Below are 1,322 nucleotides of genomic sequence, written 5' to 3' on the forward strand. Positions count from 1 at the left end.
TGCTTACCCTTCTGCGGGTTTACTTTCGCACCCACAGCCTCCCGAATAGTCTGCACATTTCCCGTTCTCGGCGAATATGCTTACCCTTCTGCGGGTTTACTTTCGCACCCACAGCCTCCCGAATAGTCTGCACATTTCCCGTTCTCGGCGAATAGACATCTGCCACTTCTCCGTTGACACGCAAGTCAGGCTGTTTCGTTTTACTGCTACCTCCGTCATTGGGTAACCGCTCCACATCGTAGCCATGCTTTGAAAGTGTATCGGCGGCCTCGTTCTGACGGCTTATTGAACGAACGTCCTCGGAGCTGGCGTTGGCTTTTGGCGCTTCCGGCTCTCCTCGCAATGTTCCAGGCTTTGCTGGCACATCAACTTCACGCATCGCAAAGCGTGTTTCATCAACCGTTGTTTTCGAGCCTTCATAGTCCCCTGTCCGCACAGGTCGTTTTCCGTCCGACCCCGCTTCCGCTGCTGGTTTTTCGCCGCTCTGGGCTCGTCGACCCATATCCACCAGATCGTTGGCATAGGCGACCGTGATGCCATAACGAAACACCGCACTTGCTTGACTATTCTGCTGCTGGACGAAGCTGTAGCACCTGGCGTCTCCAGAATCACAGACATCTGCCGGATTCATGTTCATGGCAGCGGCGGCAGCACCGAATAGACGGCCAGACGCCCCAGCGGCATCAGGGTCAGCGCCAAACATCGCGTCCATTCCGCTCATGGCCTCACGCTGCTGCTGGTTGCTAAGGTCGGTCCAGTGTTTATACACTCCACTCACATCGCAACCTGAGGTTGCCTTGCAACGCTTTAATTCTTCTTTAAAAGTACCCCACTGGCTGCTGCGCCAGTAGGTGCTGTGCTTCAAGAAGTTATTAACCACTTCGTTGACAGCTGCTCCCGCTCCGGCAATTCCGCCTACAGCCGCACCAACAGCCGTTGAAGCAAGCGCAGTCAGCGTCTGTGCCAATGTGCCCTCAATCCCCGCATCAGCAAGCGCTTGAGCTACGGTGGGCGCAGTCAATGTCCCTGCCGCTGCACCGGTGGCACCACTGGCCCCGCCCGTCAGCCCGCCGATCAGCGCGTGAGCCGCAACACGCAACACACCTTTGTCGCCCCAGTTCTCTTCGAGCTCTTTGGCCTGTGCATTCAATGCACGCTTGTGCTCATCATTGGATTCTGCATCGGCCTGACTTCTCAGGGCAGCCGCATCCTTGAGCTTTTGGGCTGCGTAGTCGCCCACGGCTTTTGAGGCTTCTTTGCCAAAAGCCTGCGTAATCTGCACCTGGGCATCGATCTCTTTCTGCACCCGCTCGGCATCAAAG

At 56.6% G+C, this 1,322-nt stretch carries 1 pseudogene; it reads right to left on the minus strand.

Annotation, left to right across the window (positions count from 1 at the left end):
- Positions 1–19 precede the first annotated feature (19 nt).
- A pseudogene (locus AC1D0P_RS25695) lies at positions 20–1,322 on the minus strand (hypothetical protein); the annotation flags it as partial.

Source organism: Polaromonas sp. P1_G2, from assembly GCF_056405515.1.